Source organism: Tepidanaerobacter sp. EBM-49, from assembly GCF_001896645.1.
GTDB classification, from domain to species: Bacteria; Bacillota; Thermosediminibacteria; order Thermosediminibacterales; family Tepidanaerobacteraceae; genus Tepidanaerobacter; species Tepidanaerobacter syntrophicus.
The window spans coordinates 1-16,662 of sequence record NZ_MPPE01000040.1 but is presented as its reverse complement, the minus strand read 5'-3'; the positions used below and the strand labels follow the sequence as shown (position 1 = coordinate 16,662).

Here is a 16,662-nt window from a genome sequence, read left to right as displayed (position 1 = left end):
ATATGTATTTTTCTTAAGGGCTAACCAATCACCTTTTTTTATATCTTTTGCGTGTTTCCAAATATAGTTGCCGTCACTGTCGATTACCCGGAGCCGGTGCTCATGTGTTATACATACAGAATATCCGCACTCCGTAGATATTTTCTTGACCTTTGCTTTACCATGAACATAAAACTCGTCGGCCTCTTTTACACCTTCATCGGTATACAATTTTAGCGGTGTTTCATATTTATGCCAGCTGTCCTCTGGGAGATCACAAGGGCCTAATTCTTTTATTTTAATAAGGCCGTTTACCGTAGCAATTCGAGTATTTTCATCCACACATCCGCCTTGTTTTACAGCTTCTGTTGCCGCATTGAAAACCTTCATAAAGGAAATAGGCCCTGACGCTACACCCCCTGTAGACTTTACTGTGGCTCCTTTAGGGCGCAGGCGCGAAAAGCTAAATCCTGTTCCCCCGCCGCTTTTATGAATAAGGGCGGCATATTTAATGGAATCAAAAATTCCTTCCATTGAGTCTTCCACCGGCAAAACAAAACAAGCCGAAAGCTGCCCCAACTCTCTTCCGGCATTCATTAAGGTAGGCGAGTTTGGCAAAAATTTAAGTTCCGCCATTATATCATAAAATTTTTCCGCCCACTTATCAGGGTCTGCGCCAGGATATTTAGACTCTGCTTTAGCTACAGCCCGGGCTACTCTTTCCATTAGCTCTTCAGGAGTTTCAATAACTTTGCCGTTTTCATCTTTTATGAGATATCGCTTTTCTAAAACTACTCTCGCATTTTCTGTCAAATTTATCTTCCCTTTTTTCATTCAATCATCCCTTTTTGGTTTAGTAGATTTCTGTGCTTAATTGGAAAAGTATAGTATAATATATAATATTGATTAAATTCGTAAAAGTATAACAATACAATACCAAAATAAACAATTCAGAATTTGCTACTATATGTAGTAGTATGCATATTTATATTATACTACAACTATGGATTTTAACACCTTCTTTATTTCCTCTCCAGGTTAAAGAAGCTAATTTTTTATAACCAAAATTACTTCTTTCACTTTTTTACGCCATATTATATTAATATAAATTGATTAAGGTGTCTATTTATCCGATGAAATATTTCTATATTAAAACAAAACAACACCATTTCATATTAAAATTAAGAAATAAAAAGACGATCTTTTAAGATCGTCACGTCAGTGCTCCTATTGCTTAAGTTTTTCTTTGCACTCTGAACAGAGTCCATAAAACTCAGTTCTGTGAAAAAAAACCTGGACACTATTTTTTTTAGAAACCTCTGAATCTAGTTCTTTATTCACCGGGCACCCTTTAACATCAGATACTTTTCCGCACTGGGTACAGACAAAGTGATAATGATTTTCTGGATTGCCGTCAAAACGGCTAAATTTGCTGCCGCAGTTTAATTCCAGAATTTCTCCTGCTTCCTTAAGGATGCTCAAGTTTCTATAAACAGTGCCTAAACTTATATTTGGCATCTCTTTCTTTACTTGTTCATAAATCCAGTCTGCTGTAGGATGAGTGTCAGTGCTTTTTAGAACCTTTAGAATTAAGTCTCTCTGTTTTGTTTTACGAACAAATCTTTTCCTTTCCATCTAATCCCTCATTTATCTTCCTTTTGAGGTGCTTCTACCTTAACAAATGTATCTTTGGCTTCGCATTCCGGACATTTTCTAGGCTTACAACGGCTCTCTTTCTCATACCCACAAGCACTGCATTTATATACTGCCATTGAAAAACACCTCCGTATTAGTAATAATTACTATTCATATATAGTATATAGCAGGTTTTTCTATATGTCAACAATTTAATAGTTTTGGCTAAATATAAAATAATATCGGGCAATTATTTTTTTATTAAAAAACTTATTGACTTTTTAAAACAAAAAGTTATAATAAAAATATACAGTAATACTTGTATACAATTATTCAAATAGGAGGGATCCCGCGATGTTATACAATGATAACTCTGCCTTATTAATCAATGAAGAGGAAAAAGAACAGGAAGTTGTATTAGATGTACTAGAAGATTATATGTTGGATTATCTGTATAAATCAGGTTACATGGAATATTAAAGGTGACCCATTATGGTTGAAAAAATAGAGATCTTTTCCTTGAATATTTGAATCCCGTATACCGATAAAAGCAAATGTCGGAATACGGGATTTTGGTTAAGGGGGTCTAGAAATTTATAAAATAGCTCTACAAATTAGCGTGGCGGAAGTTCTGGTTCTTCGCCGCAACGCTCCAAAAGTGCAAGCCATTCTTTATCTACTTCTTCCTGAATGCGCTTTATTAAGTCCTCATTGCCCGGAGCAAACAAATGTCTAAATCTTCCTTGAGGCTTTAAAAATTCCTCAATAGGTACATATCTTTTTGGCTTATAATTTAACTTCCATTTGCCGTTTTCCACCTCAAACAATGGCCAAAAGCGCGTTTCAACTGCTTTTTTAGCAATCTCGACAATATTTGGAGTATCATATCTCCAGCCTCTAGGACATGGCGATAACATATTTATAAAAGCCGGCCCCTCAGTCTCAAAGGCTTTTGTTGCCTTTTTGTGCACGTCTTGCCAATTACTTACTGCAGTTTGTGCAACGTAGGGTATCTTGTGGTCTGCCATTATAGCTGTAAGGTCTTTGCGAGGCTGTTGTTTGCCCGGAATAACTTTTCCTGCAGGGCTTGTAGTAGTATCAGCACCCATTGGTGTTGCGCTGGAGCGCTGAATCCCTGTATTCATATAGGCCTCGTTGTCAAGGCAAACATATACAAGATTATGGCCCCGTTCCATCGCGCCTGAAAGCGACTGCAGACCTATATCATAAGTTCCTCCATCACCGCCAAACGCTACAAATTTAAAGTCATCATTTATTTTGCCTTGCTTTTTAAGAGATTTGTATGCAGCTTCTACGCCACTTAAAGTAGCACCGGTATTTTCAAAAGCATTGTGGATGAAAGAACAGTTCCACGAGGTATATGGATATATAGTAGTAGCAACTTCAAGGCAGCCGGTAGCGCAACCGACTACTACATTTTCATCATCACCGAGGGCATTTAAAATCATGCGCACTGATATGCCATGGCCGCAGCCGGCGCAAAGCCTGTGTCCGCCAACAAATCTTTCCTTTGTTTTAGAAAGTTCCTTTAATGTAGCCATTTTCGCACCTCCCTATTCCCTAAGTCCTAAATATCTTACAAAATTGTCGGCTTTCCCTGTCTTTATTATATCAGCAAGATCATTGTAAACCTTTTCTACATCCTCAAGCCTTAAATCTCTTCCGCCAAGACCATATACATAGTTTACGACTTTTATATCATTTTTTAAATCATACAGTGAATTCCTTACATCGCCAAACATCGGACCTCCAAGGGTCGAGAATGTTTCTGCTCTATCTAGAACCGCAACAGCCTTTACACCCTTTAGTGCATCAGCAATTGCTTCATGAGGGAACGGTCTAAATGCTCTAGGTTTTAGCACGCCGACTTTCATCCCTTTTGCCCGAAGCTCGTCGCAAACTCCTTTTGCGCTACCGGCAGCAGAATTCATTACAACGACTGCCATGTCAGCGTCATCGAGCTTGTAAGCATCTATTAAACCGTATTTTCTGCCGGAAATTTTTTCATATTCTTTACCGATTTCCTCAATTACTCTTTTAGCAGCTTCCATTGCCGCCACTTGTTGGTATTTATGCTCAAAATAGTAATCATACATATCAAAATTGCCCATCGATATTGGTTCTTTTACATTTAGTAGGTATTCTTCCGGTTTATATACTCCAACAAAATTCTTAACTGTTTCATCATCGAGTATCTCAAGTATATCAAGAGCATGGCTTGTTATAAAACCATCATAGTTGACGCTGACCGGCAAATGTACATCAGGATGCTCAGCAATGCGAACTGCCTGTATCATGTTGTCATATGCTTCCTGAGCATTTTCAGAAAATAGCTGTATAACACCGGATTGCTTGATTCCCATAGCATCACTGTGATCGCAGTGGATATTTATGGGAGCGCTTAATGTACGGTTAGCTACAGCAAAAACGATGGGTAATCTCATAGAAGCTGCTATATAAACTACTTCAAACATATAAGCCAAGCCCTGGCTCGAAGTGCATGTCATCGCTCTTGCGCCTGCTGCTGATGCGCCCATTGTAGCGCTCATTGCACTATGTTCGCTTTCAACTGTGACAAAATCGCTATCAACTTTGCCATTGGCTACAAAAGAGGAAAACATTTGAACAACTTCAGTGGAAGGAGTTATCGGATAAGCCGCGACTACATCTGGGTTAATTTGTCTCATCGCTTCAGCAACAGCCTCATTTCCGGTTAAGGCAACTTTATTTTCCATTTTCCTTCGCCTCCTCCTCTTTTTCTATTTCGTCTTCAGAAATCATGCTTATTGCATGGGTAGGACACACACTTGCACAAATACCGCAGCCTTTGCAGTGCTTATAATCAAAAGAACCAAACTTGCCTTCATCAGGTATTATAGAAGCATCCGGGCAGTAGCGCCAGCAGATAAGGCAGTTAATGCATTTTTCTCTGTCAATAATAGGCCTGTTGGTGCGCCAATCACCTGTTTCATAAAGTACACTATTGCCGGGTTCATATATATTACCGGCTTTTGTAAGTTGTTTCCAATTCATCTTGGGGTTTATAAATTCTCTAGGAGCTGTCATTCGCCCTTCACCTCCCGGTAGGCTCTTTCGATAGCTTTTATGTTGCCATCTATGACTTCGGGCTTTGTTCTAAATTTCTTTTCCAGTTCTCTCTTTACATTTTCGATAAATTCTTCATAAGGCATTAGTCCGGTCGCTTTTATAAAAGCTCCCATTAAAGGCGTATTTGGAATAACTCTGCCAATAGTCTCCAGCGAAATTTGATTTGCATCGACAGTGAATATTTTCCCGCCTTTTAGATTAAGTTTTTTTCTGACTTCTTGAGGAGTTTTTGTGGTATTTACAATGTAAATACCGTCTTCCGGTACTCCTTCAGTGATTTTTTCGCTAAGCAATGTAGCATCCAGCACAATAACAATGTCCGGATTAATTACATTTGAATGAATGTGAATGGGTTCATCACTTATTCTGTTAAATGCAAGAATTGGAGCTCCCATTCGCTCGGGACCGTATTCAGGAAAGCCTTGAACATATTTGCCCATTTGAGCTATAGTTTCTGCAAGCATGAGCGCTGCAGTCTTGGCTCCCTGGCCGCCTCTTCCGTGCCAGCGTATTTCCAGCACTTTCTTTGACATAAAAAATCCTCCCTTCAACCAAATATCATTTATATTTATTATAGACTAGATTTTAACATTTAGGGCAATTATTTTGATAAATCTGGAACTGTTGTAATAAAGAACTATGTTTTACGATGTGTTATAATACATTTAACAATAAACGCTAGTACAGTCTACTTATTATAGTATTTTCAAGATTTTATAGGATATAACAGCTGTTCTGCTTAAGTATAACAGACTGTTAAAAAGTGGTCAAGATTCTTTTATAAAATTTATAAATGGTATTTTAAAAATGTTGCTTATAAATATAAAGAACGCGGATTATATTACATAAGCCACGTTCTTTATAGTGCTCTAATTAACTTTACTTATTCGGTTTTGCATATTGAAAGCCTCTCACAAGAACAATAGGCGTTCCTGCATCTGCAGAACCTGCCACAAGATCGGCTAATGTACCAATAATGCTTGTTACATTTCGCGGAGTTGTTCCAAGGCTTTCTCCTGTTACTTTATCCGTTTTATTCTTAAGTATGTCTTCGATTTGCTCTTTAGTGTATCCTTTATTATATAGTGTATCCAATTGCAGTTTAAGTTTTGTGCCGGTCCTAAGAGCTGCACTTTTAAGTCCTTTGCTTACTCCTATCGCAGGACGAGGGTCTGCCATCTCGAATATTCCTGTATCCGGATCCTTATATGCTCCGTCTCCAAAAATCAAAACCTCTACGTCTTTTCCACTAGTTTCTTTAATTTTCGTCTTAATAGCATCAGCTGTTCCATCTGCATCGCCGGGCAAAAGTTTAAGCACGCCTTTTTCGAAATCCGATACATTAGAACCGATTACACCCCACGGACCCGGCCCCATGTCTTTAAGCGTTATAACCGGAACCATTGCGCCAAAGGATGCAAAAAGTTCTTTTAGCTTGTCGCGCTCATGAACCGCCGAGATGCATACGCCGTTAATATAGCCGCGGTCATAAACTTTAAGCGGGTTATTTGTAAAAAGCACTTCTCCTTCTGCGTTGCCTTCTTTTATCATTTCTAAATACAAATCTCTGTAGTCCATGCCTGTAATGGGGTGAGAAAACTTAATGCTGCCTAGTTCATCGATATAGACTACATCCGGATCGTGGTAGCTTTCAAGCTGAGAGCTGTAATCGTAAATTTTTGGTTCTTCAGCGCTTTCGGCATTTGCTACGATCACCTTATGGTGTCCTAGATCAACTCCTATTGCCAAGGCTATTTCTGCGCCTTCTACATCTTTTTTGATTTCAATAACTTTATCTTTGGCTTTTTGTAAATTAGCAAAGGTTACTTCAGCAACGCCAAGCTTGCCTTCGGGAGTTTTTACTGTCAAATCTGCGATGCCTGTCCCTGTGATTTTTCTGATGCTTATAATATTATAACCAAGCTCTTGTAGTTTTAACGCCGCTATAATTTCGCGTATCAGCACGTTTAGCTGTGGTGTATTTTCTCTAGCTTCTCTAAGGCTTTTTAGAACCTTTTTTAGTCGAACTCTTGTAGTTGCAAATTCCTCATCCATTACCTGATTACCCACTTCATCAAACGGCATCGAAAACTGAACAATGACCTTTCCGCCGCGAGTAGCCATAGCCATCGCTTTCATTATCAATGCAAATCTGTTTCTGCTTGCAATCGGGCTGATAACTGCCAGTGTACTTTTTGGCTGCAGGTTTAATTTTTTTTGAATATCTTCAGCAAGCTCACTGCAAGAAATATAGCGGTTTTGTGAGCGGGCAACTACCGCCTCCGTTACACATATAATGTCATCATTTTCTACAAATGGCTTTACCGTATCTGCTGCGATTTCGGTAATGTCATCATTGGGGAAAATAAGACCTGTTTTAATACCTATTGCCGCTACGCCTGTATTTGTAGGAAGAGAAATTTTATCCATGGGACAACATCCTTTCTTTTCTGTATGGAGTACATTAAATTTGCTCCATGAGATATTATACCAGTAAAACTAAAAAAATGCACTACTTATTAAAAAAAATCCATATAAAATTTTTATTTTTACACGAAATGTTCGGATATTGGCCTTGAATCTTATTTAATAATAATTATTATTGACGGATTATTCAAAAGCATGATAATATATTTATGTAGGGCAAGTATTTACAAATAGAACTTTTGATTTAAAAAAATAATGGGAGGCGTTTTTATGCTAAAGGAAGGTGACATTGCTCCTGATTTCGTCTTAAAAGAAGCTAGCGGGCAAGAAGTCCGACTATCAGATTTTCGAGGCAAAAAGGTAGTTTTGTATTTTTATCCAAAGGATAATACTCCGGGCTGCACCAAGGAAGCATGCAGTTTCAGGGATGTTTATGATTACATTCTTGAAGAAGGTGCCGTAGTAATAGGAATTAGTCCTGACAGTCCAGACTCTCATCAGAAATTTAAAGCAAAACAAAATCTGCCTTTTTATCTTTTAAGCGATGAAGATCATAAAGTTGCAGAGGCTTATGGAGCGTGGGGAGAAAAGAAAGCATACGGAAAAACTTCAGTGGGAATTATACGCTCTACTTTCATCATAGACGAAGAAGGTAAGATAATAAAAGTATACCCAAAGGTTACGCCTGCCGAACACGGCAGTGAAATACTTGAGTTTTTAAGACAAGCTAAATAAAAATAAAATCACCAGGAGGGATTTATATGAGCTGTTACCATTTAATGGCTGTATTAATCAATCATCGTGTAGAAAATGCAGTTCAAGTACAACAGGCACTCACAAAGCACGGATGTATTATCAAAGTGCGGCTTGGCCTGCACGAAACCGATAATGTCTGCGCAGATGATGGCTTGGTTTTGCTGCAACTTGGCGGCAGCGAGGAGGAACGCAAGGCTCTAGAAAACGAGTTAAATGCTATACCCGGTGTCAAGGCTAAAAGTCTTGAGATTTGCTCCGATTAGGTTGCAAATTTGCAAAGGAATACCGGGGCCGCTATATGATCATACATAAAGCCCCGCAGAAAATTAAAAGCCATGCATATAAAAAGTTTTCATTACTTACATGCATGGCTTTTAATTATGTGAATCTGTAAATAAAAGTTTGGCAACAGCCCTTATGAAATTTTTTTGTTTGATGTGATTTTATTTATGCGCTGATTCCAAATACATTTTGAACCAAAAGACCAAAGACATATGAAATTGCAGCAGCTCCCAAACCTGTTATTACCATCTCCGCTATTTTGCCCTTTATGTTAGGATTTCCCGCTGTAACAGATACAATAGTAGCCACACTAGCCAAAGCCAAAGCTGCCAGGAGAGCAGAGAGTCCTAAAGCGGCAAATGATGAACCCATTATAAAGTAAGGAATTACGGGAAAACCGACACCTATGATATATGCAATTCCTGTAAATATTGCTGATTTTATCTCGTTTTCGTTGGATTCTTCCACGAGAAGGCTTACCATCGATTCATGATTTTCACCTATTTTGTCAGCTACTTCTTTTCCTACATCTTCAGGCAAGCCGGATTCCGTAAGTTTATCTATTAACTCTTTTTTAGCCCTATCTTTTGAAACACCAAACAACAATTCCAGTTTCTTTTTTACACCTTCATTTACCTGGCGCTGGGAGCGCACAGAAATGAAACTGCCTATGGCCATTGAAAGCGCCCCTGCAAGGCCTACTACTAAACCGTTTATTCCCACAAACAATGGATTATTCGGATATACAGCCGACAAACCTGTCACGGCTCCTAAAAGCTCTACCAGGCCATCGTTCATTCCCATGATAAAATCTCTAATATTGCCAACAGGAAGTGCGCTTTGCTGATTTTCAAAGAGGCTTTCATGGTCTAATTCATCTTCAATTATTTTTTTAAGAACCTTTCTTTCATCTTCGGACATTTCTGCAAACTGTAAGAATTTATAATAAGTTTCTGTGCTCAAAGACTCAGTCATTTCTAAAATAGATAAATAGAGTTTGGGACCTAGTATTGCGCGAATTATCTTTGACCAAGTTAGAGCAAAAGAGCTGCTACCGCCGGAAGGTGTATGACCTCTTTTTTCAAGAAATTTTCGCCAAAAATTTGCGTGGGCTGTTTCAATTTGGCAAAGTTCGTAAAAGTTTTTCCTCATCTCTTCGTCTTTTTCAACTTTTGAAAGGTATCCATAAAGCTTCGCCGCATTTGTTTCTTCTTTATAAAACGACAATGCTGCACTAATTTCGTCGAACATTTAACCACCCCTTCTTATATATCCTTTTGCTAATTACTATTATATTTCATATTGAACAATATTCTATATACCTTACCCTTAACCAGTAAAATTATTTTAACATATTATTTCTTTTTATGCTGTCGATATTACTGTCAAAAGATGGTATATTAAAGGTAGAAAGGCGGCTGTATTACTCAAGAAAGGGTGATAGCATGAAAATCAGAGAAATAATGAAGTCTCCCGTCATAGTTTTAAAACCTAAGGAGACTGTAGAAAAAGCGCTTGAAATAATGAATAAGGAGAAGGTGAATGGCACTCCCATTGTAGACGATAACAACCATTTAGTTGGAATGATTGTAAAGGCAGATATATACCGTTTTTTGATGGATCGAGGCCATTACAAAAGTTGCCCGGTAGAGTGGGTCATGACAAAAAATGTCATAAAAGCTCATGCAGACGAGGAAATTTTAGATGTAGCAAAGCGGCTCAGGGATTACAATATTATTGCTTTGCCTGTGGTAGAAGACAATGATGAGGTTGTTGGAATTATTTCGTTTGAAGATATATTGGATTATTATATAGCAAAAGAAATGAACAAAAACTAAATCTATTCTTGATGCAGTGTTATAAGATTTTTAATGAGTTTTGCCTTATAAAGAGCCTTATCTGCCATATTTATCAAATCTGCAGCCTGAACAAGCTCCTGAGCAGAGGCGATTCCGCCTGAGATGGTAATTTTACAGCCGAAATCATACTCCTCTATGATGCTTCTTATGCGTTCGAAAACTGCTTTTGCTCCGGTTGAATTAGTATCCGGCATAACTATTACAAATTCCTCCCCGCCCCATCTTGCAATAATATCGGTTCTTCGAAGGTTGTCCTGTAATATTTGTGCTATTTCTTTCAATACTTCATCACCAAAAAGATGACCATATCTGTCATTTATAGATTTGAAATTATCTATATCCAGGATTGCAAGTGATAAAATTTTATCAGCTCTCTGATCTTTTAAATCTCTCGTAAGATCATGTAATATTTCATTCAAATATCTTCTATTCCAAAGTCCCGTCAGCTCATCTTTGTACGCAGAAAAGTATAATTTCGCAAGAAAATATCCCGTGCAAAGCCAAAAAGACGTATGAATAGTTAAATATGCAGGGGCAAATCGCCTTTCAAATGTATTTTCATTTAGATGCTGAACATATAAAGCCCAAGGCGATATTCCAACACCCATCCACGAAAGAAATATGAAAAATAATTTCAATAAATGCCTCTTTTTAATCATTTACCCACCGCCCCTAACCGCTTATTATACCATTGTACATCAATTGCACGGCATTTGCAAACGTTTTAGTTATAGCATTTATATTAAACTTTGCCCGCGATTGCACTTAGAAGGCAAACTTCTTGGCGTGCTCGGACTACATCCAAAGCACCTATGCGCCTCTATTAAGCTTCTCATAGGTCTCGGTCAGCATATATTCCATAAGGGCATTCCTAAACTGTTCATCATCTAAGACGCGAGTGAAAAATGTTCGGTTCTGGTCCATTCTGTCAACTACCTTATTTATAAAGACTTTTTCAAAGGCAAGTTTGAAATCATCGATGGTGTTTGTCTTAGCTTTCAGGACTAAGTCTTTATCTGCTGCAAACTCTTCTTTAATCTGCTCTACAGATAACTGATCTGCTTTTGTAAAGTCAGTGCCAAAGCGTTCATTAAGACGCTCAATAATGCTTGACAAGTATTCTTCTTCGCTTTCGCGCACCATTCCTCCCCCATATCTTGGCGGAGAAACCGGCACATTTTCATAATTTTCTCCAAGCGAGATACTTCCTTCGAATGTCTTTTTAGCCGTATAATATTCCATAGCAATTTCATCTGCCAGATGAATACTAGAACCCTTTTCCTTAGGCAGCTTTTTTAACAGATATGTTAAATACACATACAGCTTATGCAGCTCTATATCTTCGAAGGGTGTTATCTGAAGGATAAAAGAATAAAGTCTTATATACTTTGCTGCTTGGCTGCTAAAATCCTCCTTATGTTCTTCGTCTAACTTTTTAAATCTTTCTACCGCCGTATCTATAAGGCTGTTTAATACAGCTCTGTCTTTTGAATTCTTTTTTCCCTTAGGTTTAAAATACATATAAGCAAACTTATCCAGTTCTTCCTTAATATACACTCCGCAGGCATCAAGCATCGTCTGAATATCATAGAGCAGATTCGGCTCTGTAACTTCTTCCACAATAGTAGCCTCATAATAAGGCTTAAAGGATTCCTGAATATCTTCTGCTTTATTTACAAAGTCAAGTACAAAAGTATCTTCTTTCCCTTGATAGGTTCTGTTTAACCTAGATAGAGTCTGAACAGCTTTTACCCCTGATAGCTTTTTATCCACATACATTGTATGCAGAAGCGGCTGGTCAAAACCTGTTTGGTATTTTTCCGCAACCAAAAGCACTTGATACTCATCAGTTGCAAAGCGGTCCGGAAGCTCTGATTCTTTAAAGCCGTTCATATCGCTTTCCGTATATTCTATGCCTTCATCCCTTACTATCCCCGAAAATGCCACTAATGTTTTTAGCCCTTTATAGCCCATCTTTTTGATGTATTCATCGAAGGCGTGTTTGTAGCGCACTGCATGAAGCCTGGAACTTGTTACAACCATAGCCTTCGCTCTTCCCCCTATTTTATGGCTGGTCACATTTCTAAAATGCTCCACCATTATTTCAGTTTTTTGGGCAATATTGTGGGGATGAAGGCTTACATATCTCGTAAGAGCTTTAGTCGCTTTAGCTTTGTCAAAAGCAGGGTCGTCTTCTATCTTTTTTGCCAATTTAAAATAGGTTTCATAAGTTACATAGTTTCGAAGCACATCTAAGATAAATCCCTCTTCAATAGCCTGTCTCATTGAATACAAATGGAAGGGGTGAGGCAAACCGTCTTCACCTATAGTTCCAAACATTTCCAGTGTTTTAGCTTTGGGGGTTGCAGTAAATGCAAAAAAGCTAATATTGGGCTGCCTTCCTCTCTTCTTTATTGTATTTAAGATTTCTTCTTCGGGATCGTATCCTTTGCCCTCTAGTTCTTCGTCAAGTCTTGCTGCTTCTTCAAGACTGCTTGCCGACAGCACTTCTTGTAAAGAAGCCATATTTTCTCCTGTACTGCTTGAATGAGCCTCATCTATAATAACGGCGTATTTGCGGTTTTCCAGTTCTCCCACTTTTTCAATTATAAAAGGAAATTTTTGCAAGGTAGAAATAATAATCCTCGTACCGCTCTTTAGCGCTTCAACCAACTGGTTGGAGTCCTTGTCTATTTTTTGAACAACTCCGTGCTTGTGTTCAAGCTGATAAATGCTTTCCTGCAGCTGCCTATCTAAAACTCTTCTGTCTGTAATAACGATTACCGAATCAAAAACTGAGTTATCTTCATTATCATGTAAATTAGCAAGGCGATGAGCGAGCCAAGAAATAGAGTTAGTCTTCCCTGATCCTGCACTGTGCTGCACAAGATAGTTCGTTCCTGCTCTCTTTTCTCTTACATCAGCTTCTAGCTTTCTTACTACATCTAATTGATGATATCTTGGAAATATGACTTTTTCTGAAATATAAGTTTTTCCATCTATGTCTTTTTTCTCTTCAGTTTCAATGAATACAAACCTCTTTAGTATATCCATTAAACTATCCTTTTGAAGTATCTCCTCCCAAAGATAAGCTGTTTTAAACCCATTAGGATTTTCCGGATTGCCTCTGCCTCCATCTTTCCCTTTATTAAAAGGTAAAAAGAAGGTCTTATCTCCTGCAAGCCTTGTCGTCATATAAACTTCCGAAGTATCTGCCGCAAAAAATACTATGGCTCTTTTTTTAAACTGAAAAAGCAGCTCATTAGGATTTCTGTCCTGCTTATACTGCATTATGGCATCTTCATAAGTTTGACCGGTAAAAGGATTTTTAAGTTCCAATACCGTAGCAGGAAGACCATTGACACAGATGAGCATATCAATGCTATTTTCGCTTTTTGTGCTATAGCGCACCTGCCTTGTAACAGATATGCGATTCTTTTTGTAGAGTCTTACCATTTCCTCGTTTAATTTACTGGCAGGCTGAAAATAAGCAAGATCCAAATATACGCCATAGTCCTTAATTCCATGCCTTAACACATCGATCATACCCCGATTGTTAAGCTCTCGGTTTAATCTGCTCAGTATCTTAAATCTGTACTGATCTTTGTAGATTTCCCTTAATTTTTCCATCTTCTTAGGTTGAGTGTCCTCTAAAAACTCAAAAAGAACCTTAGCATCAAGTGCAAACTCCTTATTGTAGTCGGCAGGATCGCCCTTAACATAACCGGAATTTAAAAGATGCTCCTGGATATATTCCTCAAAACCTTTTTCCAAAAGCTCTGCAGGAGTTTTAGCCAATTAACTCACCTCAAATAAACTAATTTTTATCATAGCTTTTTGCTATAAGTTCTTTAGCCTTTTCAAAATCATCTCTATTATTTATCCTAACTTCCAAATTCCCGGTACCATAATGACCAATATTTCTTACATCTCTGGTAAAACCTTCTTTTAGTTCCACTTCGTCAGGATTTATATTTAAATACATAAGTACTGTTCTATTCTTTGGATAAATTTCCACGCAAGCAAAATTTCGTATCTTTTTAAAGGCAATGTAATATTTTAAAACCTTTTCCTGTATGTCGTCTCCAAGGCTTAATATAAAATCTCTAACTGAATAATACATGTCCTGCAGTTCCTCATCGGCTTGTTGAAGATTCTCTGTAACTGTTTTATATACGTTCGATTTGGTTATGCCATCATCGGAAATGTTTGCTGTTTGTGAAGCTGTAGTAACATTAACCAGTTCAAATAAAATTAAATCATCCACATATTTTTTATATCTGATAAGTTCTATGTTCCTATTAATTTGCTTTACAGCATATTCATCAAACTTTGTAAAGTCACCTGCAACACATAAAAGTCTCGGCATAGACCATTCTATCTTATCGGCAATATCTTTCCCTAGTTTCTCCATAACAAGTAGTTTAAACTCTGCCTTATGGTCCATTAGCCAATCAAGATAATATAGACCTTGATTTATCACATTCTCATTTAAAGCCCTCTTGTATTCTAATATTACCGGACAATAGTTCTCATCAATGCCCAAAGAGTCAATGCGCCCACCGTGAGTTTTCCCTGTAGAATATTCTGAAGCTAAAAAGGTTATGCCAAAAAATGCTTCCATATTATTCTCAATCAAAGTTTGAATAGACTTTTCGATAGCTACCGAAGTACCTACAAGCTCTTTTACTCCGTTTTTGATGCTAAAAAGTTTTAAATCACCCATACAATTTACCCCCCATCTAACTAACGGCAGCATAATCTCTTACATCAATTTTGCCCGTCACCGCTTCAAAAATAAGGGCTTGGCGGTATTCTCTAAGTTTTTGGATTTGTTCTTGGATTTCTGATACTAAACTGTCGATTTCAGCAGTTTTTTGGTCGAGGAAGTTAGCGATGGATATTTGTTCGTCCGTTGGAGGTACAATTGCCGATAAATTATTTACATCTGCAACTGTTACCGCTTCAAATGTGCTGCCTTGCGAGTTAATAGAAAGTTCTTCTAAGCTGACATTCATGCTATACCATAGATACTTTAAATGAACCTTCTGAGCTGTAATTGCGCATAAGCCTCTTCCTATGCCATATACTCTATTAGATATATTCATTTTGCCAACAGGAGCCCTTACAGAAAGAAGTATATCGTTTACTTTTGAACGTTTATTAGCTGTATCGCAATAGATTTTAGGGTGGGGATACAGCTCTGTAAACTCTGCATTTCCTTGTAAAAATGGCAACCCACCTTCTTCACGGCTATATTCTTCCGATTTGGGTGATTGTCCCATTGTAATGCTACATATATATTTTAGCTTTGTGATCTCCCACCCCTCGGGTATATCCCCTATCCACTCAATCCCCGAATCTTTCATCTTTACATTTGGGTTAAGGCCTTTTGTTACTGCTTCGGTTATGACTGCCTGCCGCTTTTCCTGAAGCAGTTCAATTAGTTTTTCTTTATCAGTAATCAGGTCGTCTATTTCAGCAGTTTTTTGGTCGAGGAAGTTGGCGATGGATATTTGTTCGTCAATGGGAGGCTTTAATAATTCGACCATTGACAAATTACTATTTGATAATTCCATAAAAGTAGTCCCTTGCCCTAAAACATTTAAGTAAAAGTTTATGCTTAAAATAAAATAATAAAAAAATTTACTGTTAATTTCGCTCACGGGAATTAAACTTTTACAACCTTGATTTGTGCATAAATTTACACCTGCAATTGCGATATAACCTATAGGCGCTCTAGTAGAAATTATAATGCTGTCTTTTGGTACTATTTTTGCAGAACAATTATTTATTCCGTCTTCTGTAATTTTTCTCTCTGAATCTCTAATATAAATTTCGGTTAACTCGCTTAAATCATTTGGCGTAATCCAGACAATCTCTCCATTCCAATAACTTTCTTCTGAGCTGTTTGGTGTTCCGCCATTTATAATTTTAAATATCCTTTTTAAGGGAATCACTTCCCACTCCTCTGGTATCTCCCCTATCCACTCAATGCCGGAATCTTTGTATTTGTCATATCTTTTAAAGTTGCTCATTCGCCTATCACCTTTTGGAGTTTTTGCTGGATGCTTTTTTCAAGTTGTTTTATTTCTTCTAAGATTTCTTCGGAGGGTCTTAGTGGTTCATATTTATAAAAATGTCGCGTGAAGGGGATTTCGTATCCTATTTTTGTCTTGGATTCATCTATCCAAGCATCAGGCGCGTGGGGTTTTACTTCCCGATTAAAGTAATCATGTATGTCTTCTTTTAGGGGCACATTCTCTGTATCTCTTAAATCCGGATCCGGTTCAGGATTTCCTTTGGCATCTAGACAGATATCCGCTGTTTCGTCCTTTTCAGACAGGGCTGAAATAATAGCTTTAAGCAGTGTATTATCAAGCTTTATATCGCTGTTGTTGAAGGCTTTTTTAAGCTCTTTTGTAAATACATCTCTATTTTTATATATAATATCAGAATTCATAGTTTTCAGTACCGCTATAATCTGCTGCTGCAATTTCTTGCCTTCTTCTATTTCGCAAAGACCTGCTGCACCTTTTTTCTTAGATTCGGCAAGTTTTTGAAAGTTTCTCTCGTTATAGAGGTTATTTATTCT

General features: G+C 37.7%; 17 protein-coding genes and 1 pseudogene. 4 read left to right on the top strand and 14 right to left on the bottom strand.

Annotated features, from left to right (window positions below; all coding sequences use genetic code 11):
- The 3 genes from BUE08_RS06685 to BUE08_RS06675 form a co-directional block, all read right to left on the bottom strand.
- Window positions 1-798: ribonucleotide reductase N-terminal alpha domain-containing protein (locus BUE08_RS06685; protein WP_353682100.1), on the bottom strand; the 798-nt coding region annotated here is incomplete at its 3' end.
- Window positions 799-1,206: 408 nt separating this feature from the next.
- Entirely contained in the window at window positions 1,207-1,614 is a 408-nt protein-coding gene (locus BUE08_RS06680) for a Fur family transcriptional regulator (protein WP_286680625.1), read from the bottom strand.
- An 8-nt stretch (window positions 1,615-1,622) separates the two neighbouring features.
- A complete protein-coding gene (locus BUE08_RS06675) occupies window positions 1,623-1,751 on the bottom strand; it encodes an RCKP-type rubredoxin-like domain-containing protein (RefSeq protein ID WP_059032998.1) in 129 nt (42 codons plus the stop codon).
- A 217-nt stretch (window positions 1,752-1,968) separates the two neighbouring features.
- Here BUE08_RS06675 and BUE08_RS06670 point away from each other — a divergent pair, with 217 nt between their 5' ends.
- A complete protein-coding gene (locus BUE08_RS06670; protein ID WP_272947403.1) occupies window positions 1,969-2,094 on the top strand; it encodes a hypothetical protein in 126 nt (41 codons plus the stop codon).
- Window positions 2,095-2,228: 134 nt separating this feature from the next.
- On the opposite strand, the gene BUE08_RS06665 is transcribed toward BUE08_RS06670, so the two are convergent.
- From BUE08_RS06665 to BUE08_RS06645, 5 genes are all read right to left on the bottom strand, one after another.
- The gene (locus BUE08_RS06665) at window positions 2,229-3,176 is read right to left on the bottom strand and encodes a thiamine pyrophosphate-dependent enzyme (protein ID WP_059032999.1); all 948 of its coding nucleotides are present in this window, start codon (window positions 3,174-3,176) and stop codon (window positions 2,229-2,231) included.
- A 12-nt stretch (window positions 3,177-3,188) separates the two neighbouring features.
- Window positions 3,189-4,370 carry a pyruvate ferredoxin oxidoreductase gene (gene porA / locus BUE08_RS06660; RefSeq protein WP_059033000.1) on the bottom strand — a complete coding sequence of 394 codons (1,182 nt, stop codon included), beginning with the start codon at window positions 4,368-4,370 and terminating at the stop codon, window positions 3,189-3,191.
- Window positions 4,360-4,701: a 4Fe-4S binding protein gene (locus BUE08_RS06655; RefSeq protein WP_059033001.1), complete on the bottom strand. Its 342-nt coding sequence runs from the start codon at window positions 4,699-4,701 to the stop codon at window positions 4,360-4,362. The genes porA and BUE08_RS06655 overlap by 11 nt, the downstream gene beginning before the upstream one ends.
- Entirely contained in the window at window positions 4,698-5,276 is a 579-nt protein-coding gene (locus BUE08_RS06650) for a 2-oxoacid:acceptor oxidoreductase subunit gamma family protein (RefSeq protein ID WP_286680624.1), read from the bottom strand. The genes BUE08_RS06655 and BUE08_RS06650 overlap by 4 nt, the downstream gene beginning before the upstream one ends.
- Window positions 5,277-5,622: 346 nt before the next feature.
- Window positions 5,623-7,173: a coenzyme F420-0:L-glutamate ligase gene (locus tag BUE08_RS06645; RefSeq protein ID WP_059033003.1), complete on the bottom strand. Its 1,551-nt coding sequence runs from the start codon at window positions 7,171-7,173 to the stop codon at window positions 5,623-5,625.
- A 267-nt stretch (window positions 7,174-7,440) separates the two neighbouring features.
- Here BUE08_RS06645 and bcp point away from each other — a divergent pair, with 267 nt between their 5' ends.
- Window positions 7,441-7,905, top strand: coding sequence for a thioredoxin-dependent thiol peroxidase (gene bcp / locus BUE08_RS06640; RefSeq protein ID WP_059033004.1), 465 nt, complete (start codon window positions 7,441-7,443; stop codon window positions 7,903-7,905).
- Window positions 7,906-7,931: 26 nt separating this feature from the next.
- The gene (locus BUE08_RS06635; protein WP_059033005.1) at window positions 7,932-8,189 is read left to right on the top strand and encodes a CPF_0552 family protein; all 258 of its coding nucleotides are present in this window, start codon (window positions 7,932-7,934) and stop codon (window positions 8,187-8,189) included.
- A gap of 184 nt (window positions 8,190-8,373) precedes the next feature.
- On the opposite strand, the gene BUE08_RS06630 is transcribed toward BUE08_RS06635, so the two are convergent.
- Window positions 8,374-9,459, bottom strand: coding sequence for a VIT1/CCC1 transporter family protein (locus tag BUE08_RS06630; RefSeq protein WP_059033006.1), 1,086 nt, complete (start codon window positions 9,457-9,459; stop codon window positions 8,374-8,376).
- A gap of 194 nt (window positions 9,460-9,653) precedes the next feature.
- On the opposite strand from BUE08_RS06630, the gene BUE08_RS06625 reads away from it, so the two are divergent.
- The gene (locus BUE08_RS06625; protein ID WP_286680623.1) at window positions 9,654-10,046 is read left to right on the top strand and encodes a CBS domain-containing protein; all 393 of its coding nucleotides are present in this window, start codon (window positions 9,654-9,656) and stop codon (window positions 10,044-10,046) included.
- Window positions 10,047-10,048: 2 nt separating this feature from the next.
- Here BUE08_RS06625 and BUE08_RS06620 read toward each other — a convergent pair whose 3' ends face one another.
- The 5 genes and pseudogenes from BUE08_RS06620 to BUE08_RS06600 all read right to left on the bottom strand — a co-directional run.
- Window positions 10,049-10,726 carry a GGDEF domain-containing protein gene (locus tag BUE08_RS06620; protein WP_286680622.1) on the bottom strand — a complete coding sequence of 226 codons (678 nt, stop codon included), beginning with the start codon at window positions 10,724-10,726 and terminating at the stop codon, window positions 10,049-10,051.
- A 151-nt stretch (window positions 10,727-10,877) separates the two neighbouring features.
- A complete protein-coding gene (locus BUE08_RS06615; RefSeq protein ID WP_286680621.1) occupies window positions 10,878-13,865 on the bottom strand; it encodes a type I restriction endonuclease subunit R in 2,988 nt (995 codons plus the stop codon).
- Between the two features lie 19 nt (window positions 13,866-13,884).
- Window positions 13,885-14,793 carry a DUF5655 domain-containing protein gene (locus tag BUE08_RS06610; protein WP_286680620.1) on the bottom strand — a complete coding sequence of 303 codons (909 nt, stop codon included), beginning with the start codon at window positions 14,791-14,793 and terminating at the stop codon, window positions 13,885-13,887.
- A gap of 16 nt (window positions 14,794-14,809) precedes the next feature.
- The gene (locus BUE08_RS06605; RefSeq protein ID WP_286680619.1) at window positions 14,810-16,105 is read right to left on the bottom strand and encodes a restriction endonuclease subunit S; all 1,296 of its coding nucleotides are present in this window, start codon (window positions 16,103-16,105) and stop codon (window positions 14,810-14,812) included.
- Window positions 16,102-16,662, bottom strand: a pseudogene (locus BUE08_RS06600) (SAM-dependent DNA methyltransferase); the annotation flags it as partial. The pseudogene BUE08_RS06600 and the gene BUE08_RS06605, both read right to left, overlap by 4 nt.